This window comes from Rhizobium sp. RHZ02 (genome assembly GCF_014851575.1).
GTDB lineage: Bacteria > Pseudomonadota > Alphaproteobacteria > Rhizobiales > Rhizobiaceae > Rhizobium > Rhizobium altiplani.
Genome location: NZ_JACUZX010000003.1, coordinates 218,076 through 239,562, shown reverse-complemented (window position 1 = coordinate 239,562; position 21,487 = coordinate 218,076). Strand labels below are relative to the sequence as shown.

Sequence of the window (21,487 nt, the reverse complement as noted above, 5' to 3'; positions counted from 1 at the left end):
CTCCGGGTTCGCTCCCATGCCGCCCTGCCTCAAGGCGAGCGGTCTTTTGCTCCTCGGCCCCAGGACGTTTGTATCCAGTGTATGCCTTAAAGCTAATCATACGTTTTCAGATCGTCGATTGCCTGTCAACCGGCGAAATCGTACATTGTTTGGAGGAGCCTCGCGTGATATTTAAGCGAGGCGTGTATTAATTGGGGACAGTCTTGGCCGATACGAGCGATTTCAAAGCACAGCCACCCGAAGGGATCGACGCGATCGGGGCCTCCAGCGAGGGTGCCTCGCTCTATCAACTGATCAGGGAAGACATCATCGAAGGGCGGCTCGCCGCCAACGAACGGCTGGTGGTCACCGATCTCGCCCGACGTCACGGCACCTCGACCAACCCCGTGCGCGAGGCTCTGCAGCTGCTGCGCGGGGAGGGCTTTGTGACCCTTGTTCCCAACCGCGGAGCGCGCGTCCGGCCGATTGACCAGGATTTTGTTCGGGACATCTACGAGATCGGAGTCTTGATCGAGCCGGCACTGACGCGATGGTTCGTCAGCATGGCGACCGTCGAAGACATTGCTGAACTCGAACGCATCCAGGCGCTGATTGAAGAGAACGACTTCGCCGACACGCTCAGGCACAGTGAGCTCGACACCGCCTTTCACACCGTAATGTACCAGAGGCACTATAACCGCCATGCCGCCGAGCTTTGGTGGAAGCATCGCGAAGTGCTTCGAGCCGTGAGCCGGCGTTTCAACTTCACACTCGCCCGGCGTGCGGCGATCCTTAGCGAGCATCGAGAGCTCATCGAGCACGTAAAGGCGGGCAACGCGAACGAGGCAGCCGAGCTTATTGCGCGCCATGTCGAGGGCTCCGGCCGACATATCCTCGAACACATGCGTGCACGCAACGCCGCTCGGGCAGGATAGAAAAGATCGCCTGGAATATCGTTATCCCAACCACTTCGGATAAAGGCAGTTGAGATGAAAATCACAAGCGTGCGGCCGTGGCTGATCAAGTCCGATGCTTCTTATTGGGGAGAGTTTCTGTTCGTCGAAGTGACGACGGATGAGGGGGTGAGCGGTTGGGGAGAGATCACCACAACGACAAGGCTTGCCAATCGCGCCCTCTGCACGATCCTGCGGCAGATCGGTGCCGCCGTAGCCGGCGAGGACCCGGCGCGTATCGAGTATCTGTGGCACAAGATATTCCGCAGCTTCACCTACATGGGCAGTCGCGGGGCCGCGGTCGAATGCGTGAGCGCCGTTGACATTGCTCTCTGGGACATACGAGGCAAGGTACTCGGCAAGCCGATTTACGAGCTGTTGGGTGGAGCTGTGCGCGATGAAATTGCGCTCTACACCCACCCCAACCAGGCCAAATTTACCAGCAAGGAGGCTGTCGTCCGCGAAATTCGCGATATCGTCGAATCCGGCCACACTGCCCTCAAGTTCGATCCCTTCCCCTACCAAGGGCGCGTCGCCGATGGCCAGCCTCGCGAACAGCGGGACGGGTACCTCGATGGCAGCATGTCCCGCAAGGATGAGCGCGAAGCCGCCGAACTCACGGCTCTGATCCGGGAAACGGCAGGCTCTGATGTCGACATTCTCATCGATGCGCATGGCCGGTTCGACGTTCCGACGGCCATTCGCCTTTGTCGAAGCCTCGAGGAAGCTGGTCAGATCGACTGGTTCGAGGAGCCCTGTCCGCCGGAGAGCCTCAATGCTCTCCGACAGGTCCGTGAGAAGGTCAGCGCCGCCATCTCGTGGGGCGAGCGCGGCCACACCAAGTGGGATTTCGTGCCGGTGCTGGAAAACAGGCTCGCTGACTACATCATGCCTGATGTCACCTGGACCGGTGGCATTACTGAACTCAAGAAGATTTCTGCCCTGTGCGAAGCCTACTACATCCCGGTCTCGCCGCATGACGCCGCAGGGCCGATCAACGTGGTTGCTGGAGCGCAGGTGATGATGACCGTTCCCAACTTCTACAAACTCGAAACGTCGGAGTGGAACCTCGGCAAATACGATCACCTCATCGACAGACCACTCGATGTTTCGAACGGCAGCCTCAAGCTTGCGCCGAGGCCCGGTCTCGGCGTTGAAATGAACCGCGACTACCTTCAAGACCACGAGATAGAGCTGGCCTAGCAACGCTTTACGCCGCCCCAGCGAGCGCGGCGACGAGCCCCACCCACCAAAACGAGGACAAGTCATGCCAGAGGCAAATGGAGCCGACGAGGCGCTCAATCGGGTGAACATGCATTCCAAGCCGTCCGACCTTCGCATCACCGACATGCGGGTAGCCGAAATTGTCGGCGCGCCGTTCACCTCGGTGCTGCTCAAGATTTACACCAACCAGGGCATCGTCGGGCTTGGCGAGGTGCGTGACGGTGCCAGCGCCACCTACGCCCTGATGCTGAAGAGCCGGTTGCTTGGCGAGAACCCTTGCAACATCGATCGACTGTTTCGCCGGATCAAGCAGTTCGGCGGACACGGCCGGCAGGGCGGTGGTGTATCGGCGGTTGAAATCGCGTTGTGGGATCTGGCCGGCAAGGCCTACGGCGTCCCAATCTACCAGATGCTCGGCGGCCGGTTTCGGGAAAAAGTGCGTGTCTACTGCGATACCGACGCCACCGTGCCGAGCGGCACCGAGACCGGAAAGCGCCTCAAGCAGCGCATGGAGCTCGGCTTCACCTTCCTCAAGATGGATCTTGGGCTGATGCAGATCGCGGATGTGCCCGGTGCGGTCGTGTTTCCGGCCGGCTCACTGGAAGGCTACCGCCAAAGTCCCACTCGCGGGCCGCTGAAGACCAATGACGAGCGGCGCGTCCGCAACGCTGCGTACGATTTGCATAACGTCCAGCACCCGTTTACCGGCCTTCACTTTTCCGACAAGGGCCTCGACCTGCTTGAGCAATACATCGCCGAGGTTCGGGAGGTCATCGGCATGGATGTGCCGCTCGCGATCGACCATATCGGCCATATCTCGTTGCAGAACGGCATTCGCCTCGCCAGGCGAATTGAAAAATACGTGCCAGCCTGGCTCGAGGATGTGATCCCTTGGCAATACACCGAGCAGTACCAGCGACTGCAGGAGGCCACCACGGTGCCGATCTGCACCGGCGAGGATATCTATCTCAAGGAGGGCTTCGAGCCTCTGCTCAAGAGCGGCGGCGTCTCCGTTATCCACCCGGACCTGCTCACCAGCGGGGGCATCCTCGAGACCAAGAAGATTGGCGACATGGCGCAGGACGATGGTGTCGCCATGGCCATCCATATGGCGGAAAGTCCAATCGCCGCAATGGCTGCGGCACATGTCGCGACCGCGACCGAAAACTTCATGGCGCTCGAATACCACTCCGCCGATGTCGACTGGTGGGACGATATCGTCACGGGCCTTCCCAAACCGCTGGTGAAGAACGGCTTCATCACTGTTCCGGACAAGCCGGGGCTCGGGATTGACGACGTCGTCGACGAGGTGATCTCGCGGCATCTGCAGCCGGGTGTCACCGGCATTTGGCAGCCTACGGATCACTGGGACAATGAGTATTCCTGGGATCGCACCTGGAGCTGAGGAAAAAAGGAACGAAGATGAAGATCACCGATCTCCGCTGCGCCGTTATCGGCAAGCACCCGATCGTGCGTATCGTTACGGACGAGGGCCTCTACGGCCTGGGCGAAGTCGAATTCACCAAGTCCTACCTCAAGCCGTGGGTGCTGCATTTCCGCGAGGCGCTGGTCGGCGAGGACCCGACCGACGTCGAGAGAGTCATGCTGAAGATCCGCCAACGCGGCTCTTTCAAGCCGTACGGCGCGGCGGTGAGCGCTATTGAACATGCGTTGTGGGATATTGCTGGCAAGGCCGCGGGCGTGCCCGCCTATAAACTGCTCGGCGGCAAGGTGCGGGACAAGGTGCGCGTCTACAACGGCTCGGTTCGCCAAAAACGCACGGGCGACCGGCCGGAGGATTACGCCGCTGACGTCAAGTGGATGATGGAGCAGCCGCAGAACTTCTTCATGATCAAGCAAGGGATCTCGTTCCACTCCAACATGAAGGACACCATCGAGGGCTTCCACTACGGCGTGACGCAGAAGAGGGCCGGCTATCACGGCGCCATGGATCAGGGCATGATCAGCGAGCGCGGTTTCAATCACATGATCGACTGCGTGATCGCAATGAAGGAAGTGCTGGGCGACAAGGTCAGCCTGGCGCTCGACTGCGGCCCCGGCTGGATGCTGCCCGATGCGATCAAGTTCGCCCGCGCGGTCGAGAAGTACAATTTGATGTGGCTCGAGGACATGCTGACTGGCGACTACGTGCCATGGGTCAATCCGCAGGCCTATCGGGAGCTGACAACCTCCACCTCGACGCCAATCCACACTGGTGAGCAGATCTACCTGCGACACAATTTCAAGGAGCTGATCGAAACGCAGGCGGTACGCGTCATCGGCCCCGATCCGGCCGATGTCGGAGGCATTGCCGAGCTCAAATGGGTCGCCGAGCACGCCTACATGCACTCGATCCTGATGGCGCCGCACGGCACTGCCAACGGTCTGCTCGGCCTCGGCGCGTTGATCAATGTCTGCGCTACCTTGCCGGCAAATTACATCGCCTTCGAATATCCCACCGCCTCCGATCCCTGGTGGGGGGATCTGGTAATCGGCTTGCCGCCGCAGATCGTGAAGGACAGCATGGTGGACCTGCTGGAAGCGCCGGGGCTCGGCCTCGATATCGACGCTGAAGCGGCCAGGAGATATCTGAGGGAAGAGGATGCGGGCTTTTTCGACTGAAGCTTTGTCCACTTGCCCGCAGCAGCGATATGAGCGGCGAAACCAGTCCGCGTCTTCTACATTCCCGCGTCCTTAGGGGCGGCTTCTCGCATCATGTTCCATATACAACTGACCACTATTCCTCGAATACCTTGCCGGTGCGAGCCTCGAGCCGGTAGCGGTTGCCGGGATAGATGAGGCGGGCGGTGGAGACGACGTGCCGCCCGGACCAGGTGCGGCGGCGGATGGCCAGGCAAGGCTCGCTCTTCAGGATCGTCAGGAGCTTGCACTCCCAGGACTGCGGCATGGCCGCCTCGACGATGTGCTCGGATCCGCTCAGCGGGGCGGCAGCCGTCAGATAGGCGTTTGGGGTCAGGGAGGCAAAGTCCTGCGCCAGATAGTCGGGGGCTGCTGCCGGATTGACGAACCGGTCTTCGATCTGCACCGGCACGCCGTTTTCGCTGTGCACGATCAGGGAGTGAAAGACGGGTGCGCCGATGTCGAGCTCCAGCGCGTCGGCCGTCTCGGGAGATGCTGTCTCCTGCGCCAGAATCACCACCGAGGCCTCATGCGCGTTACCGCGCTCAGCAATCTCTTCGGCAATATTGCGCACCTCGAACAGGGCCGAATACCCCTTGCGCTCCGCGACAAAGGAGCCGACGCCCTGGATGCGAACCAGCTCGCCTTCGTTTGCGAGTTCACGCAATGCCCTGTTGGCGGTCATCTTGCTGACGCCGAGTTCGTTCACCAATTCGTTTTCGGAAGGCACGCGATGCTTCGGAGGCCACTCACCGCTATGGATGCGGTCGAGTATCATCTGCTTGACGCCGGCGTAGAGCGGTGCGGTATCGTTATCCCTCATCATCTCGCTTGGACGCTTCATTGCCTATTCCCTTTGCAATCGCGGAATCCGCTCGATATGTCGACTTTCCTCTTGCATAACACAAAATATCTCATATGGTACCATATACAACCTCTCGAAAGATCGATCAACAAGATCGACGTCGAGCAAGCCGGCGAAGACCGGTGTCGGACCGCAAGGTCAATCGTCACTTCAGAGGAGATAGAACCAATGAAATTCAGCGCGCTTCTTCTTTCCAGCGCCTTTGCGCTCTCGGCCTTCGTCGCGCCCGTCGCCGCCAAGGACTGGAAGACGGCCACCATTACGCTTGAGGGGGCCTATGCGCCCTGGAACATGACCAATGCCGACGGCACGCTCGGTGGCTTCGAGCCCGAACTTGCCAAGGTTTTGTGCGAACGTGCCAAGATCGACTGCAAGCTCGTCGCATCCGACTGGGATGGCATGATCCCGGCACTCAATGCCGGCAAATTCGACGTCATCATGGATGCGCTGTCGATCACCGATGACCGCAAGAAGGTCATCGGCTTCACCATCCCTTATGCTGCGACGCCGGCCGCCTTCGCGACCGCCAAGGACAGCCCGCTTGCCAATGCAGCCGGTACCGGTGCGACGATCAAGATGACGCCCGGCCAGACCGGCGTTAAGGAAGTCGATGCGCTGAAGGAGGCCTTCAAGGGCAAGACGATCGGAATTCAGGCCGCGACCGTTTACGCGAAGTTCGTTTACGACAATTTCGGCGATATCGCGGAGATCCGCGAGTACAAGACCGGCGCCGACCGCGATCTCGATCTGGCAAAGGCCGGAGGTCCCGGTCTCCGGCTTCAAGGCCGGGGACCGCATGCTATTCTGACACCGCCGGGACAGCGGCGGGCGCGGGGAACATGATATGGCAACACTGGAACTGATTGGGTTCGGCTCGACCGGATGGGGCGCGCTGCTTCTGCTCGCCGCGTTGATGACACTTGCCGTGACCGCAAGCGCGCTTGCGATCGGCGCGGTGCTCGGGGCGATAATCTCTGCTGCCAAGCTTTCCGGCAAGGCCTGGCTTGTTGCGCTCGGCAACGTCTACACGACTGTCTTTCGCGGTGTGCCGGAATTGCTGATCATCTACCTGATCTATTTCGGAGGGTCCTCCGCAGTCACCGCGATCGGCAAGGCGATGGGCTATGAGGGCTTCCTCGGGCTGCCGTCGTTTCTGGCCGGTGCGCTGGCTGTGGGGATCATCTCCGGCGCCTATCAGGCGGAAGTATTCCGCGGGGCGTACCTTGCCATTTCCAAGGGTGAATTGGAGGCGGCATCAGCGATCGGCATGCATCGCGGTCTGCGCTTTCGCCGGATCATCATTCCGCAGGTGCTGCGCTTCGCAATCCCTGGTCTCGGCAACGTCTGGCAGCTCAGCCTCAAGGATTCCGCACTGATCTCGGTGACCGGTTTGGCGGAACTGATGCGCACCAGCCAGGTCGCTGCCGGTTCGACACGACAGTATTTCCTGTTCTTCATCGTCGGCGGCATCCTCTACCTGATCCTGACAAGCCTCTCCGACCGGGTTTTCAATGGCGCAGAGCGGCGCGCCAATCGCAGCATGCCGACAGCGGCCATGGGAAAGGCGTGAGGTAACACGATGGATTTCGCTTTTCTCGCCCAAACGATGTCGACCCTGCTCAAAGCCGTCCCGATGACCTTGGCTCTGTTCTCCCTCTCGGTCTTCTTCGGTGGTCTTCTGGCCCTGCTGATCGTCTGGATGCGTGTCGCCGGCAATCCGGTGCTGTCGTCGATTGCCAAGGGATACATCTTCATCTTTCGCGGCTCGCCGCTGCTGATCCAGATGTTCCTCGTCTTTTATGGCCTCGGCCAGTTCGGCTTCATCCGCTATTCCTTCCTTTGGCCGTTCCTGCGTGAACCGTTCGTTTGTGCGGTACTGTCACTGGCACTCTGCACCGCCGGCTATTCTGCCGAGATCTTCCGTGGTGGCATTCGCGCCGTCTCGCCGCGCGAGATCGAGGCCGCTCGCTCGATCGGCATGTCCGGTGCTCTTCTCGTGCGCCGCATCCTGGCGCCGATCGCATTCCGGCACGCGCTTCCGGCCTACTCCACCGAGATCGTCCTGATGATGAAATCGACGGCACTCGCAAGCCTGGTCACCGTATGGGAAGTGACCGGCGTGGCACAGCGGCTGATCTCGCAAACATACCGCACGATGGAAGTGTTCCTCTGTGCGGCGATCATCTATCTCGTTCTCAACTTCATCATCCTGCAGGCGATGTCCCTGCTTGAATATTCGCTCTCACGACACCGCCGCGCGATCCCGCCGGCGCTGAAAGCCTGAGAGCCCTCCGGACACGATTGGAGCTTCCATGCCAGGCGTTACCCGACTTTCCGTCCGCAACATCCGCAAAAGCTTCGGCACGCACGAGGTCTTGCGTGGCATCTCGCTCGATGCCGAGGATGGCGACGTCATTTCCCTGCTCGGTGCCTCGGGTTCCGGCAAGTCCACCTTCCTGCGCTGCATCAACCTGTTGGAAACGGCAACCGACGGCGAGATCTGGGTGGATGGCGAGCAGATCCGCATGATCCACAAGGGCGGCACGAGCCGGCCGGCGAGCCAGAAGCAGGTCGACCATATCCGCTCGGAACTGGGCATGGTCTTCCAGTCCTTCAACCTGTGGTCACACATGACGATCCTGCAGAATGTAATCGAGGGACCGGTCCACGTGCTCAAGCGTCCGCGTTCCGAATGCGTCGCCGAGGCAGAGGCGCTTCTCGAAAAGGTCGGCATTGCCGACAAGCGCCACGCCTATCCAGCGCACCTGTCGGGCGGCCAGCAGCAGCGCGCAGCGATCGCCCGGGCACTCGCGATGAAACCGAAAGTCATGCTCTTCGACGAGCCGACGTCGGCGCTTGACCCGGAGCTCGTCGGCGAGGTGTTGCGTGTCATGCGCGCGCTTGCCGAGGAGGGGATGACGATGCTGGTCGTCACGCACGAGATGAGCTTTGCGCGCAATGTTTCCAATCGCGTTGTCTTCATGAAGGAAGGCCTGGTCGAAAGCAGCGGCGCACCGGACGAAATGTTCGGGGGAGGCGCGTCACCGGCCTTCCGGCAGTTCATCGGTCATTTCGGAAGCGGGCAATGACGGTCACCATCGACACACTGATCGGCTGGCGTGACGTCGCACGCGTTGCGGCCGGCGAGACGCTGGCGCTATCACCCGCAGCCTGGGGCCGCATCGACAATGCCAGCCGGATCATTGAACGCATTGTCGAGACAGGGATACGTGCCTATGGCATCAATACAGGCGTCGGCGCGCTTTCAGATACGGTCGTCGATCGCAACTCCCAAAGCCGGCTGTCGCGCAACATCCTCCTCAGTCACGCCTGTGGCGTCGGCGAACTCCTGGCGGGCCGCGAGGTCCGGGCAATCATCGCGGCGCAAGTCGCCAATTTCGCGCATGGCCATTCCGGCGTACGGGCGGATATCATCCGCCACCTCACTGCATTTTTGGAGCACGATTGCGTGCCTGATGTCCCGTCGAGGGGCTCAGCCGGTTACCTCACGCACAATGCCCATACGGCGCTCGTCCTCATCGGGGAAGGAAGCGCATCGGTGGCGGGCAAGCGCATGAACGGCCGGGAGGCTCTCGATGCCATTGGTCTTGCTCCACTCGTGCTCGGTGCAAAGGAGGGGTTAAGCCTCGTCAACGGAACGGCCTGCGCAACGGGTTTAGCCAGCGTCGCGCTAGCACGCGCGAACCATCTGCTCGACTGGGCCGATGCTGTGGCGGCCCTGACGCTGGAAGCTTGCGGGTGTCAGATGGCGGCCTTCGACGAGACGGTGTTAGCGCTTCGTCCGTCGCGCGGCATCGCGCATGTCGGCGCTTCCTTGAGGCGGCGCCTGGAGGGCAGCGGGCTGATCGCAGCCGCACTCGCAAAACGCACGCAGGATGCGCTCAGCCTACGCTCGGTCCCGCACGCCCACGGAGCAGCTCGCGACGTCTTTGACAATGCATCCGACGTTGTCGATCGCGAACTTGCCTCAGTCACCGACAATCCGGCGGTCTCGGGAACACCTGAAAATCCCGTCGTCTCGTCGGAGGCTCATGCCGTGGCGCCAGCCCTCGCGCAGGCGTCCGACAGCCTTGCGATCGCCCTTGCGCAGATATCGGCCATGAGCGAGCGCCGTATGGATCGGCTCGTCAATCCGCTGATCAGCAACCTGCCGCCTTTTCTGGCGAGCGATGCCGGCAGTAATTCCGGCTTCATGATCGCGCAATATACCGCAGCCGCGCTCAGCAACGAGAACCGCAGGCTGGCCGCACCCGCTTCCACCGATGGCGGCGTTACCTCCGGCCTGCAGGAGGATTTTCTCGCGCATCCAACGGCTGCGGCAAATAAGCTCCTTTCGGTCATCGACAACGCTGAATACATTGTCGCCATCGAGTTGATGGCGGCAGCCCAGGCGCATGACTTCCTGGCGTCTACAGCAAAGCGCGCCAAGGCCACGGACGCAATCCACCGTGCGGTACGTCAGGTCGTCCCGCATTACGCCGACGATCGCCCGTTGGCTGCCGACATCGAAGCGCTTCGTAGCTTTATCCGGCAAGAAGCACCGCCCGAATTGATCTGAGGAGCACAAATGACAGCTGATTTCGACGTTGCCGTGATCGGCCTCGGCGCCATGGGAAGCGCGGCCATCTCCTTCCTTGCGGCGCGCGGCGCCAGGACGATTGGCATCGACGCCTATTTTCCTGCCCATGCGCTCAGCTCTTCGCATGGGGATAGCCGCCTGATCCGGATGGGCTACTTCGAAGATCCGTCCTATGTGCCGCTGCTGCAGCGCGCCTATAGCAACTGGCGCGCTTTGGAGGCGCGGCTTCGCACGGAAATTCTGACGATCACCGGCGTTCTCCAGATCGGGGCTGAAGACAGCAAGATCGTTACGGGCACACGCGCGTCCTGCAAGATGCACGACCTGCCGCACGAGGTCCTCGACAAGATGGACGTGGCGCGTCGGTTTCCCGCCTTCCAACTGGACGACGAGGACGTCGCTGTCCTCGATCCAAAGGGGGGCTATCTCAGGCCCGAGGCGGCTGTCATGGGCTATCTCAAACTTGCAGCGCAGGATGGTGCGGTTCTTCACTTCGGCGAACGGGTAACAGCGATCGAGCCGGGCGACGGCGGGGTGACGATCCGATCGGCTGAGGGACACTATCGTGCCAAAAAGGTGGTGGTTGCCACCGGCTCGTGGATCGCCGAACTCATTCCCGATTTGAAGGAACACGCAGTACCGATCCGACAGGTCGTCGCCTGGTATCAGTCGCAGGACGGATTTGCGACGGAACCGCAGCGCATGCCGTGCTTCCTTCGGGACGAGGGGGCAGAGGGCTCTTACTTCGGTTTTCCGGCGATCGGCATGGACAGCGTCAAAGTCGGGCGGCACGCGCATTTCCGCGAGCCGATCGATCCCAACCAGCCCAATCCGCCCGTTAACGACAGAGATACGGCACTCCTCGATAGCTTTATCGCCCGGCGCGTGCCGGCGGCTGCCGGACCGCGGGTCAGCGCCGTGACATGCCGCTACACGATGCTGCCGAGTGAGGATTTTCTGCTCGACGTTGCCCCTGGCAACCCGAACGTCGTCGTCGCGTCGCCCTGCTCCGGCCATGGCTTCAAGTTCACGAGCGTCGTCGGCGAGATTCTCGCCGACCTGGCGCTTCAAGGTGGAACCAGCTTGCCGGTTGCAGCCTTCTCGTTCGATGCGATGAACCGCTTCGTCTCGGCCCGCAAATCTGCGTGACGCTCCAGGCTAACTGCAGCGCAATCCGGTTTCCGCATTGAACAGGTGGATTGCTTGCGGATCGAAGGTAAGCGTCAGCATCTGACCATTCTCCAAAGTCGTGCGCGATGGCAGGCAGGCCATGATCCGCTGCGTGCCGACAAAAGCGGTGACGACAAGCTCGGGACCAGTCAATTCTGCAACCTCGCATTTCGCCGGTAGCGTGAGGCCGGACGAACCAAGCCGAAGTGCTTCCGGCCGTATTCCGACAATCAGCTTCTGGCCATCTCTGGACTCGGCTTGAAGTCCGCCCGGAAGAGGTAGCACGATGTCGCTGCCCTCGATCTGAAGTTCGCTGCCGCGAACCGTAGCGTTCAAAAGGTTCATTGGCGGCGCCCCGACAAACGTGGCGACATAAAGAGTTGCCGGCCGATCGTAAATCTCCGACGGGCTGCCGAGCTGCTCGATCCGCCCGTCGCGCATAACCGCAATGCGGGTGGCGAGCGTCATGGCCTCGATCTGGTCGTGCGTCACGTAGACGACCGTGGTCTTGAGCATCTGATGCAGACGCTTGAGTTCGGTGCGCATCTCCATGCGCAATTTTGCGTCCAGGTTGGATAGCGGCTCGTCGAACAGGAAGACTTCCGGCTTGCGCACAAGGGCGCGGCCGATCGCAACGCGCTGGCGCTGGCCACCCGACAGTTGACTTGGCCTGCGGTCGAGCAGGCTTTCGATCTGCAGCAATTTCGCTGCATCGCGTACTGCCGTGTCGCGCTCGGCGCTCGGGACTTTGCGCATTTCCAAGCCGAAGCCGATATTGCGGTGGACAGTCAGGTTTGGATAGAGCGCATAGGACTGGAAGACCATGGCGATGTCACGATCCTTCGGATGCACGCCGAGGACCGAGCGTCCGCCGATACGCACGTCGCCGCTTGTTGCTTCCGCCAGCCCCGCGATGATGTTGAGCAGGGTCGATTTTCCGCAGCCGGAAGAGCCGAGCAGAACGAGAAACTCGCCGCTCTCGAGTGCGATGTCGATGCCCTTCAGGGTTTCGACATCGCCGTATGTCTTGCGGATGTTGGCAATTTCAAGAGCACTCATCGAGCGGGCTCCTCAGATGTGAATGGTCCGCCGTAGTTGCGGGGAAGGGTCGAAATTGCCCGTGATGCGACCGCGGTTCCGGCCCGCAGGCAGTCAGCGAGAGGTTTTTCCTGCGCCAGCGCCGCCAGAAAACCGGCGTTGAAGACATCGCCGGCGCCGATCGTATCGACGACCGTGACAGAGGGAGCCGCAGCGGCGATGCACTGCCCGTCCGCACCAATTGCGAGCGCTCCGTCCGGGCCGCGCTTGACAACGACGATGGCACCCTCAGGCATATGGGATCGGATTTCGGTCCCCGCTTCGACAGGGTCGTCGAGGCCGGTGAGGGTGGTGGACTCCACTTCGTTGAGCAGCGCAATCGCGCAGCGGGAAAGCCAGTGTCGCGTGGCCTCGCAATTCTCGTTCGTCCAGCCGTCGAGCGGCCAGCCGGTGTCAAGCGCAATCGCAATCTGGTGCTTGTCGGCCCAGTCGAAGAAAGCATCGTACTCGCGGGTCAGATCTTCCGTCAGGAAGGAGCCGCACAGCAACACGAAGCCCCCCGACAGCTTCGTGCCATCCAGGACGGCAAAGACATCGGAAAGGCTGAGGCGGGGCAGGTGACCGCGCGTGGTGAAGAACGTGCGCTCTCCATCGGGATGGGTGATGCCAACCGACAGTGTCGTCTGCTCAGGGCGCACCGGCCACTTCGCAGACCGCTTGCCGAAAGCCTCGGTCAACCAGCGACCGAACTGGTCGTTGCCAACATTGGCGGCGATCTCGAATTCGACGCCGAGACCTTCCCACGCGAGGGCGCTGTTGCCGGCGGCCCCGCCGACGCGCAGTTCGTCGTGGTCGACGATGATCTCGGTGCCAGCCTTCGGCCAGGGAGCAGCAGGGCCGAGGATGAGGTCGATATTCACGTTTCCGACGACGGCAAGCGGGCGCATCATTCGCTCCGGGTGATCTTTGTCGAGCGCACAGGCGTGCCGGCGTTCTCGACACGCGCATCGGCGAAGGCGACCATGAAGCGCTGTGCCACGGGCAGCATTGCGAAGACCGCAGCCAGTCCCGAAGCCGGCTTGAAGCCGATGGTCACCGCGCCCGCAACCGGGGCTTCACCCGATGCATCGAAGATGATGACCGGAGCGCCGGTTTCGACGGCTGATACGGCCATGGCCGTGACCAGACCGGCGGTGCTGTCCTGTCCCCGGAAAAGAACGACACCGACGGCCGGGCCGAGCATCTCCATCGGTCCGTGCCGCAACTGCCCGCCTTCGAGCGAAAAGCAGGGAAGGCGGGAGAGTTCTGTCAGGCCAAGGGCCAGCGCTTCGGCAAGACCCTGCAGGCGCCTGCCCGAGGTAACGACCGTCGCCACGTTATCGAGAGCTGCAAGAGCGATGTCGATGCTTGGTGTTTCCGGGGCGGTGAGTGCGGCAAGGGCTGCCGCGGGATCCTCGCCAAGGGCTGCCAGCACCGCAAGATGCAGGGCAAAGGAGACTGTCAGGCTGCGCGTTGCAGCAAACGCCAATTCCGTGCCGCCCGCTCCGATGAGGGAAGGCGCCGTACGCGCCAGGAATGATCCTTGCTCCAGCGTCAGCCCGAATGTGTCACCACTGCCTCCTGTTTCAAAGAACCAGCGCACCACCTCGGCACTTTCGCCAGATTGCGAGGTGATAATAACTGTTCGGCCGTCGAGCGCGAGCGGTTGTCCAAGTTGCTCGGAAAGCGGTAGAGCGATCGCGTCGATGCCGCAGGCACGGTAGAGCGGCTCGACGGCCCGGCCAACGGCATGAGATCCGCCCATGCCGAGAAGAAGCAGCCTGGCGTTTTTCTTCAGCGATTCTGCAATGGCCTGAGCGGTTTGCTTTGCATTGTCATAGGATGTGAGCGCATCCGCATGCTGACGCGCCATTTCGCGATCAATTGCAATCAGGCCGGCTGGTCGTGTGTTTTCCATGGTCATTGTCATCCCTTGACGCCGCCGCTTGTCAGCCCCGATATCAGGGCGCGTTGCATGACGAGACCAACCAGCACCGGTGGCAGAGCGGCGAGCACACCGGCAGTCGCGATCAGTCCGTAATCGGAGACACGGCCACCGGCCAGATCGGCGATGGCAACCGTGAGTGTCTTGGCGCGCTGATCGGAGGTGAAGAGCAGCGCATAGAAGAACTCGTCCCAGCCGAGCAGGAAAGCAAACAGCGCCGAGGTGGCGACAACAGGCATGGCCAGCGGCAGGGTAATGATCTTCCAGGTCTGGAACAGGCCGGCACCGTCAATCATTGCCGCGGCTTCGATCTCCTTCGGAATGGAATCGAAGCCGGATTTCATGAGCCATGTCGTGAAAGGGGCGAGGATCGTCAGATAGACGAGGGCGAGGCCGAAGACGTTGTTCAGCATGCCGAGATAGGCCAGGCCCATGTAGAGCGGCACGGCAAGCGCAACCGGTGGCAGCATGTAGGTGGCGATGACCATTGAAAGCGACCAACCGACGGAAGGTGTTCGCGACACGGCCCAACCGGCCGGAATCGCCAGCGCGATAGCGGCGATCGTCGCCATGCCGGCAACCTCGATGCTGTTTCTGAGCGACGATGTGAAGGCGGCGCCGGCGCTGTTCTCGATCGTCGACAGCAAGGCGGCGTAACGGGAGAAGTCGGCCGTTTGCGGCCACCAGCGGAGCGGCTTGGCGGCCAGATCGGCGGCCGGCGAGATGCTCATGATGAACAGCCAGATGATCGGTGCCAGGATCACGGCCGCAAGCAGCAACGCGCAGACGTAGATGAAAGCTGTAAAGAATGGGCTCTTGCGTTCCATCAGGCGGCACTCCCTGCGGTCTTGCGCACCAGCGTGGCATAGGCGAGAGCCAGCACCGTTACCAACAATGTGACGATCAAGGCCAATGAGGCGCCGGAGCCGGCCCGCTGGAAGGAAAACGCTTCCTGATAGACGAGGATCGACAGCGTCCTCGTACTGTTGGCCGGGCCGCCGCGGGTCATGACCCAGATGATGTCGAACACCTTGAAGGCCTCGATGGTGCGCAGCACCAGGGCCACCATCAGCGGACCCGCGAGATAGGGCAGGATCACGAAGCGGAAGCGGGCGAAGGGACCGGCGCCGTCGACCAGTGAGGCGGCAGTGACGTCACGCGGCACCGCTTGTAAGGCAGCAAGCGCAATGAGCGCGACCAGCGGGAAGTTCTTCCAGCAATCGGCGACGATCAGGGCGGCAAGTGCAGTGCCCGGTTCGCCAAGCCAGGAGCGATAGGCGTCGATCAGCCCGACTTGCATCAGCGCGGCGTTGAGCGCGCCGTATTCCGGATTGTAGATCAATCGCCAGAGCGTGGCGTTGACGACGGTTGGCAGTGCCCAGGGAAGGATCATCAGGGCGCGCAGCACCGCGCGGCCCCGGAAATCCTGGTTGAGGAGAAGTGCTGCAAGCACGCCGATCACCATCTCGGCAGCAACCGAAATGACCGCGAACCAGGTGGTCGTGATCAGGGTCCGCTGAAAATTCGAACCGGAGATCATCTTCACGTAGTTGTCGATGCCGACAAAATTGCCTGATGTGCCGACAAGCTTGGCGTCTGTGAAAGACAGGCCGACGGTGTCGACCAATGGCCATCCGATGACGGCGATCATCACGACAAGCAGCGGCAACATCAATAGCCACGCGCGGGTTGTCATCCAGGTGCCGGACATGAGGCGCCCTCTCAATTCATCGGACTGGTAAAGTGGAAACCAGGCGGCACGGCGCCGCCTGGACGGTTACATCGCTTAGAGACCGCTGTTGTCGGCAGCCGACTTCAGGGCGTCCTCCGGCGAAGACTGGCCGAGCAGGGATTCCTGGATCGCCTGCTGCAGAGCCGTGGAAAGCTCCTGATACTTCGGCGTGGTCGGGCGCGGATACATCGCGGCAAGACCGACCTTGGCCGCAGCGATCAGTTCTTCCTGGCCCTTCGTCACGGCCGGATCCTGATAAGACGATGCCCAGATCGGCAGGCTGAGCTTGGCATACTGGTTCTGCGTCGGCTGCGAGGTCATGAAGGTGACGTACTTCCAGGCCTCATCCGGATGCTTGCTGGCCGTGGTGACACCAAGGCCCATCGAGCCGTTGACGGCCGACGCTTCGCTCTTGCCCGCGACACCCGGAGCCGGGACAACGCCGACCTTGCCCGCGACCTTGCTGTCCTTCGGGTCGTTCGCCATGTTGTACATGTAGGTCCAGTTCAGCGCAAAAGCAGCATCGCCGTTCTGGAAGACCTTTCGCACATCCTCTTCCAGGAATTCCTTGGAGTTCGGGTTGGTCAGGCCGGATTTGTAGCTGGAAACCATATAGTTCAGCGCGTCGAGACCGCCGCCACTCTGGAAGGCCGGCTTGCCGTCCTTCAGGAAATCGCCCTTGTAGGCACTGACGAGCGTCGTGTAATCGCAGATCGCGGCTTCGGCTTGCGACCAGCTCCAGGCGATCGGCGTTGCGAGAAGTCCCTTGTCCTTGATCGTCTTTGCCTGCTCGGCCAGTTCGTCCCAGGTCTTCGGCGGTGTCTTTATGCCGGCCTTCTCGAGGATTTCCTTGTTGTAGAACAAATACTTGGTGTCGAGGATCCACGGCATCCCGTAGTACTTGCCGTCATACTGAACGGTCGTCCATGCACCAGGAAGGACACCCTTCTTCATATCGTCGGTGATGCGCGCGGTGACGTCGACGAGGACATTGTTGGTCGCGTATTCTGCCGGCCAGATCACGTCGAAGAGGACGACGTCGTAACCGCCGGACCCCTGGGCGAGCACCGTCTTGTCGTGCAGGCCTTCGTAAGGCACGAACTCGAGATTGACCTTGACGTCGGGGTTTGCCTTGGAAAATGCATCCGTCATGGCACGGACGTCAGCCTCGCTATAGGCCGCTTGTGCCATAAACAGCGCATTAATCGTCGTTTCGGCAAAGGCGTGCGGCGCGAAAGATGCGCCGATCAGTGCTGCGCCAAGCAGCGTCTTGTTCAGGGATTTCAACATTCCAGCCTCCAGTTTTTTGACATTCACGCGTTTGTCCGAAGGCGGCTGTCGTCGCCATCGGTTGTTGAAAAGGCGCCGGTTAGCCGGCTGCCGGATTCGGAGCGTCGTCAGAGCCGCTTTCGGACTCTCTTGCGTTCCCTGGAACTCTTTTGGTTCCTTATTAAGTCAATTGTCTTGACTTATTTCTTCTTCAATATTCTACTGCTGTCAAGAGGGAATTCGGAATGAACGAAGCGCGCCCGATACGGGCAAAAGCAGGCACCAATCATGAAGGCACAAGCGCCCATAACCGGCGGGTGATGATGGATGCCCTGAGAGTGAATGGAGCACTCTCGCGAGCAGACCTGGCGCGCGCCACCAAGCTCACCAAACAGACCGTGTCGAACATCATCGACGAACTCGAACAGGAAGGGCTGGTCACCGCGCAGGAAGCTGTTCGCAAGGGCAGGGGGCAACCGTCGACACCCTATCGCCTGGTGCCGGAAGGGGCTTTTGCGATCGGGCTGCAGATCGATCGTCACATAACCCGGGCCATAGCTGTCGACCTTGTCGGCAACATACGCACGCGGGCCGAGGCGAACCTGCCTCCCGACGGGCCGTCGCGCGGTGCAACCGTAATTCTCGAGCTTATCGAGAAGGTTCGCCGTGACCTTGCCGGCCTCGTTGCTCAATCGGAGCGGCGGCTCGTTGGCCTGGGCGCGGCGATGCCTGGTCCGTTCGGGATCGAGGCGACGGGTGACGATCCCTGGATGATGGCCGCCTGGCAAAAGTTTCCGCTGTTGGAAACGCTGGCGGCAGGCACGGGTCTTGGCGTTCGTCTGCAAAACGATGCGGCCGCATGCGCCACGGCGGAGCGGATGGTTGGCGCCGCCCATGGGCTCGACCATGCCGTTTGCCTCTATCTCGGCTACGGTATCGGTGCTGGTCTGATCCTCGGCGGGGAACTTTACAGCGGTGCAAACGGCAATGCGGGCGAAATCGGCATGGCGCTGCTTTCGGCAAGCGGCAGCCCGACGCCACTCGAGCATCGTGCCTCGCTCGCCTCGCTCTACCAGCACCTGGCGATCGACCCGGCGGATCCCGGCGTCTATGCGATGGTGAACGAACTGGCGCTGAAGAACGATGCGAGAATCCAGAGCTGGATCGAAGAAGCCGTGATGGATCTTCGCTGGAGCGTACATCTGATCGAATCGATCTTCGATCCGCAAACCGTAATTCTCTGCGGCGGTGCGCCTGAAGCCCTGGCGCGACGTCTGGTCGAGGCGATGCACCCTCTGCCGCCATCGATCGCCGATCGCCGTGGCCGGGTCATTCCTCGCTTCCAGCTTGGAATGACTGATCCCTGGGCCGTTGCGCTTGGCGCTGCCGCCGACCCGATCAGCCGCGCTTTCGACCCGAGCTTTGCGGCCATTCTCAAGGGTTCGCTGTAAAAGCGCTCATGCGCGATGGATCGGGTCGATCCATAAAACATCTTCCGGCTGTTCGACCGGTTCGATATCGAGATTGACGACGACCGGTTCCTGGCCGGAGCGCACAAGAACACATTCGAGCGTCTCGTCGCGGCTGGCGTTGATCTCTTGATGGGGAACGTAAGGCGGCACGTAGATGAAATCACCGGGACCGGCCTCTGCCGTGAATTCGAGGTGTTCGCCCCAGCGCATGCGTGCCTTCCCTTTCACCACATAGATGATGCTTTCGAGATCCCCGTGGTGATGGGCGCCGGTCTTCGCATTCGCATGGATGGTCACGGTGCCGGCCCATATTTTCTCCGCCCCGGCACGCGCATGGTTGATCGCCGTCGCCCGGTTCATCCCTGGGGTCTGGGCGGTATTGGGATCGAGTGAATTACCCGGAATGACCTTCACGCCATGTTCGCGCCAGTCGATCGGATGGTGGTCGTGATCATGCGGAACCTCGGTCATTGCATCTCCTTCCGGCAATCAGGTGTTGCCATCGTGTTCCCTGGCTATTGGCTAAAGGCCGTGGATGCCGGAGAGCTCATCGAGCTTGCCGCGCAATCTGCGCTTTACCTCCTCGTCCTGCCCTTCCATGGCGGCGAGCATTTCGCGAAGCGTTCCGCGCAGTCCATGGATCTGATCGATGAGATCCATGATCAGATCGACGCCGGCATCGTTGACACCCATGTCACGCGTCAGGTCGAGGATGAGCTGCGCCCGCGCGACATCGGTGTCGCGAAAATCGCGAGCGCCGTCACGTGTCTGAGGCAGCAGCCATCCCTGCTCGACCCACACCTCCAACACCCTCACGTCGATTTTAAGAAAACGGCGGAATTCAAGATCATCCATGGCTATTCTCCCATGCCCTTTCTCGGATCCTGCTCGTCGCCAGCTGTCCAGCCGGTCATGAAATCGGTCAGCTGCTGATCCGGTCCGTTCGGCAGCACGATTTTGAGAGAGATGTAGATGTCTCCAGCACTGCCGTCTTTCTTCGGAACGCCCTTGCCCTTCAGGCGCAAGACCTTCCCGGTGTTGGAGTGCGGCGGCAATGTGAGGTTGACCGGACCTGACGGCGTCGGCGCGCGCACCTTGCCGCCGAGCACGGCCTCGCGCAGCGTAATCGGCAGGTCGAAGCGAATGTCGTCGCCGTCACGAACATAGAAGCGATGCGGACGCACGCGAATTTCGACAAGCGCATCTCCCGGCCGGCCGCCGCCAATACCGGCCTCGCCTTTGCCGCGCAGTCTGAGCGTCTGGCCGTCGCGCGTGCCAGGCGGTATCTGCAGGTCGAGCGCCGGCCCGTCCGGCAAACGGATCTGGGTCTTCGTGCCGTTGACGGCATCGAGGAAATCGACCTCCATCGAATACTGCCGGTTCTGGCCCTGTGCATGGAAATCGCCTCCGCGTGTTCGTCGCGAAAAGAAGCTCGAGAAAATATCGTCGCTGTCGCCGAAGTCGGCATAGCCCGCGCTGTTGTGATAAGGGTTGCCGGCGTTTCCTGCAGAGGCATAGTCGCGATAGTAGTGGCGCGGCGCCTGCTCGGCACCGGTCATGTCGATCTCGCCGCGGTCAAAGCGCCCACGCTTTTCTTCATCGCTCAGCAGCTCGTAAGCAGCGGAAATCTCCTTGAAGCGGTCCTCTGCCTTCTTGTCGCCGGGATTGAGATCGGGGTGAAGTTTCTTGGCGAGCTTACGAAATGCGCTTTGAATGTCTTTCTGCGTGGCGTCCTTCTTCACGCCGAGAAGCTCGTATGGATCGCGGCTCATGCATATCTCCGGTTCAGCCGGCGGACATCACCGGCATTTTGCCATCTATATAGGTTTTCGCCGCTGCTCCGACGAGAGGTTGTATCGGCCTGGGCACCTAATCGCGCTGCAGGTTGATCTCACTGGTCACCACCTGCTGGCCGGACGCCGGATCCTTGTCGACCGTCCGAATGCGGATCGCATTGGCATCGACACGCTGGATGGTCATGTTGGCGCTGCGGTCACCGTTTATCACCTTTGACCAGCGCACCGCGAGATTGATGGCGTCGCCGCGGCGGCTTCCCTGAAGACCGGATACGCCACCGGACGGACCGACGTAACGACCGGCATACTGTGTTCCGGTGACCGTGATATTGGCCGACACCGGTCGCGTGATAACGATCATCCCCCGGCAGGTCCCCTTCATCGAAAGCGCCTCGCCACTCGCCTGGGATGTGAAATTACAACTCAGGTTGATCGGGGACGAGGAGGTCGTGCGTTTCATCATGCCTCCGCCCGTCCAATCGCCAGCAAGCGACTGGAGGAAAGGCGCCTCGTCGGCATATGCGAAGCCTGTGACCAGCCAGAACAGCGCGGCCACAGCAGCATGTCGGCAGCACTTCATGACGTCCTCCCCTTGGAGATGATCAGGAATGCCTCAGAATGCTTGAAAGTTCCTCCCAATGCAGGAACTCGGCCAAAATGTCCCAATGCGATGGGGTAACGCAAGCGAATTCCTCTTGGTCGTGAGGTCCGACCTCATCGAGAGAAATTTTTGTCGGTTGAGAACTGCTATTGCTGCACTGCAAT

General features: G+C 61.2%; 21 protein-coding genes and 1 pseudogene. 11 read left to right on the top strand and 11 right to left on the bottom strand.

Going from position 1 to position 21,487, the window contains the following annotated elements:
• Positions 1-203: 203 nt before the first annotated feature.
• From IB244_RS06705 to IB244_RS06690, 4 genes are all read left to right on the top strand, one after another.
• Positions 204-914: a GntR family transcriptional regulator gene (locus tag IB244_RS06705; RefSeq protein ID WP_062369108.1), complete on the top strand. Its 711-nt coding sequence runs from the start codon at positions 204-206 to the stop codon at positions 912-914.
• 54 nt (positions 915-968) lie between these two features.
• Positions 969-2,135 carry a mandelate racemase/muconate lactonizing enzyme family protein gene (locus IB244_RS06700; RefSeq protein ID WP_169680520.1) on the top strand — a complete coding sequence of 389 codons (1,167 nt, stop codon included), beginning with the start codon at positions 969-971 and terminating at the stop codon, positions 2,133-2,135.
• A gap of 64 nt (positions 2,136-2,199) precedes the next feature.
• Positions 2,200-3,561, top strand: a complete 1,362-nt coding sequence (locus IB244_RS06695) for a mandelate racemase/muconate lactonizing enzyme family protein (protein WP_169680518.1) — start codon at positions 2,200-2,202, stop codon at positions 3,559-3,561.
• A gap of 17 nt (positions 3,562-3,578) precedes the next feature.
• The gene (locus tag IB244_RS06690) at positions 3,579-4,778 is read left to right on the top strand and encodes a mandelate racemase/muconate lactonizing enzyme family protein (protein ID WP_192303503.1); all 1,200 of its coding nucleotides are present in this window, start codon (positions 3,579-3,581) and stop codon (positions 4,776-4,778) included.
• A gap of 115 nt (positions 4,779-4,893) precedes the next feature.
• On the opposite strand, the gene hutC is transcribed toward IB244_RS06690, so the two are convergent.
• Positions 4,894-5,640, bottom strand: coding sequence for a histidine utilization repressor (gene hutC / locus IB244_RS06685; RefSeq protein WP_029792280.1), 747 nt, complete (start codon positions 5,638-5,640; stop codon positions 4,894-4,896).
• 189 nt (positions 5,641-5,829) lie between these two features.
• Here hutC and IB244_RS06680 point away from each other — a divergent pair.
• The 6 genes and pseudogenes from IB244_RS06680 to solA form a co-directional block, all read left to right on the top strand.
• Positions 5,830-6,411, top strand: a pseudogene (locus tag IB244_RS06680) (transporter substrate-binding domain-containing protein); the annotation flags it as partial.
• Positions 6,412-6,505: 94 nt separating this feature from the next.
• The gene (locus IB244_RS06675; protein ID WP_192303501.1) at positions 6,506-7,231 is read left to right on the top strand and encodes an ABC transporter permease; all 726 of its coding nucleotides are present in this window, start codon (positions 6,506-6,508) and stop codon (positions 7,229-7,231) included.
• 9 nt (positions 7,232-7,240) lie between these two features.
• A complete protein-coding gene (locus tag IB244_RS06670; RefSeq protein WP_169680511.1) occupies positions 7,241-7,945 on the top strand; it encodes an ABC transporter permease in 705 nt (234 codons plus the stop codon).
• A 28-nt stretch (positions 7,946-7,973) separates the two neighbouring features.
• A complete protein-coding gene (locus tag IB244_RS06665) occupies positions 7,974-8,750 on the top strand; it encodes an ABC transporter ATP-binding protein (RefSeq protein ID WP_018856023.1) in 777 nt (258 codons plus the stop codon).
• Positions 8,747-10,240, top strand: a complete 1,494-nt coding sequence (gene hutH / locus IB244_RS06660; protein WP_192303499.1) for a histidine ammonia-lyase — start codon at positions 8,747-8,749, stop codon at positions 10,238-10,240. The genes IB244_RS06665 and hutH overlap by 4 nt, the downstream gene beginning before the upstream one ends.
• A gap of 9 nt (positions 10,241-10,249) precedes the next feature.
• Positions 10,250-11,410, top strand: coding sequence for an N-methyl-L-tryptophan oxidase (gene solA, locus IB244_RS06655; RefSeq protein WP_192303497.1), 1,161 nt, complete (start codon positions 10,250-10,252; stop codon positions 11,408-11,410).
• A 9-nt stretch (positions 11,411-11,419) separates the two neighbouring features.
• Here the strand turns inward: solA and IB244_RS06650 are convergent, their stop codons facing one another.
• The 6 genes from IB244_RS06650 to IB244_RS06625 form a co-directional block, all read right to left on the bottom strand.
• Positions 11,420-12,490, bottom strand: a complete 1,071-nt coding sequence (locus tag IB244_RS06650) for an ABC transporter ATP-binding protein (RefSeq protein ID WP_192303495.1) — start codon at positions 12,488-12,490, stop codon at positions 11,420-11,422.
• A complete protein-coding gene (locus IB244_RS06645) occupies positions 12,487-13,416 on the bottom strand; it encodes a carbohydrate kinase family protein (RefSeq protein ID WP_192303493.1) in 930 nt (309 codons plus the stop codon). The genes IB244_RS06650 and IB244_RS06645 overlap by 4 nt, the downstream gene beginning before the upstream one ends.
• Positions 13,416-14,438 (bottom strand): SIS domain-containing protein, encoded by a 1,023-nt coding sequence (locus IB244_RS06640; protein WP_169680502.1) that lies wholly within the window; start codon positions 14,436-14,438, stop codon positions 13,416-13,418. The genes IB244_RS06645 and IB244_RS06640 overlap by 1 nt, the downstream gene beginning before the upstream one ends.
• The gene (locus tag IB244_RS06635) at positions 14,435-15,280 is read right to left on the bottom strand and encodes a carbohydrate ABC transporter permease (protein ID WP_169680501.1); all 846 of its coding nucleotides are present in this window, start codon (positions 15,278-15,280) and stop codon (positions 14,435-14,437) included. Before IB244_RS06635 ends, IB244_RS06640 begins: the two co-directional genes overlap by 4 nt.
• On the bottom strand, positions 15,280-16,164 hold the full coding sequence (locus IB244_RS06630; protein ID WP_018856030.1) for a carbohydrate ABC transporter permease: 885 nt from the start codon (positions 16,162-16,164) through the stop codon (positions 15,280-15,282). Before IB244_RS06630 ends, IB244_RS06635 begins: the two co-directional genes overlap by 1 nt.
• Before the next feature lie 75 nt (positions 16,165-16,239).
• Positions 16,240-17,475 (bottom strand): extracellular solute-binding protein, encoded by a 1,236-nt coding sequence (locus IB244_RS06625; protein ID WP_062369017.1) that lies wholly within the window; start codon positions 17,473-17,475, stop codon positions 16,240-16,242.
• Between the two features lie 224 nt (positions 17,476-17,699).
• Between IB244_RS06625 and IB244_RS06620 the strand changes: the two genes are divergently transcribed.
• Positions 17,700-18,905 carry an ROK family transcriptional regulator gene (locus IB244_RS06620; RefSeq protein ID WP_169680500.1) on the top strand — a complete coding sequence of 402 codons (1,206 nt, stop codon included), beginning with the start codon at positions 17,700-17,702 and terminating at the stop codon, positions 18,903-18,905.
• Between the two features lie 6 nt (positions 18,906-18,911).
• Here the strand turns inward: IB244_RS06620 and IB244_RS06615 are convergent, their stop codons facing one another.
• The 4 genes from IB244_RS06615 to IB244_RS06600 form a co-directional block, all read right to left on the bottom strand.
• The gene (locus IB244_RS06615; protein WP_169680499.1) at positions 18,912-19,397 is read right to left on the bottom strand and encodes a cupin domain-containing protein; all 486 of its coding nucleotides are present in this window, start codon (positions 19,395-19,397) and stop codon (positions 18,912-18,914) included.
• Positions 19,398-19,448: 51 nt separating this feature from the next.
• On the bottom strand, positions 19,449-19,781 hold the full coding sequence (locus tag IB244_RS06610; protein ID WP_169680498.1) for a chaperone modulator CbpM: 333 nt from the start codon (positions 19,779-19,781) through the stop codon (positions 19,449-19,451).
• 2 nt (positions 19,782-19,783) lie between these two features.
• Positions 19,784-20,698, bottom strand: coding sequence for a DnaJ C-terminal domain-containing protein (locus tag IB244_RS06605; RefSeq protein ID WP_025660666.1), 915 nt, complete (start codon positions 20,696-20,698; stop codon positions 19,784-19,786).
• A gap of 97 nt (positions 20,699-20,795) precedes the next feature.
• The gene (locus IB244_RS06600) at positions 20,796-21,302 is read right to left on the bottom strand and encodes a hypothetical protein (RefSeq protein ID WP_062369021.1); all 507 of its coding nucleotides are present in this window, start codon (positions 21,300-21,302) and stop codon (positions 20,796-20,798) included.
• Between the last annotated feature and the right edge of the window lie 185 nt (positions 21,303-21,487).